Genomic DNA, 627 nt, shown 5'->3' with positions numbered 1-627 from the left:
ATTAGATAATTTAGAAGTAATTGAAGAAGGGCCAATAGATGGGGAAGCACTGTCACGCGTGAAACACATGGAGAAGAAATGGAACGATCAAATGGAAGCAAAACGTTCGGAAACACAACAAGCATATGATGTAGCGAAACAAGCCATTAATGCTTTATTCACAAATGTACAAGATGAGGCTTTACAGTTTGATACGACACTCGCTCAAATTCAGTACGCTGAGTATTTGGTACAATCGATTCCATATGTGTACAATGATTGGTTGTCAGATGTTCCAGGTATGAATTATGACATCTATGTAGAGTTGGATGCACGAGTGGCACAAGCGCGTTATTTGTATGATACAAGAAATATTATTAAAAATGGTGATTTTACACAAGGGGTAATGGGGTGGCATGTAACTGGAAATGCAGACGTACAACAAATAGATGGTGTTTCTGTATTGGTTCTATCTAATTGGAGTGCTGGCGTATCTCAAAATGTCCATCTCCAACATAATCATGGGTATGTCTTACGTGTTATTGCCAAAAAAGAAGGACCTGGAAATGGGTATGTCACGCTTATGGATTGTGAGGAGAATCAAGAAAAATTGACGTTTACGTCTTGTGAAGAAGGATATATTACGAA

The 627-nt window shown here is 38.3% G+C and carries 1 pseudogene; it reads left to right on the top strand.

The features are described 5' to 3' along the window. Positions 1–627: pseudogene (locus tag RT27_RS35365) on the top strand (pesticidial crystal protein); the annotation flags it as partial.

The organism is Bacillus sp. L_1B0_5, from assembly GCF_000836715.1.
GTDB lineage: Bacteria > Bacillota > Bacilli > Bacillales > Bacillaceae_G > Bacillus_A > Bacillus_A thuringiensis_S.
This window is presented reverse-complemented; position numbering and strand designations above follow the sequence as displayed.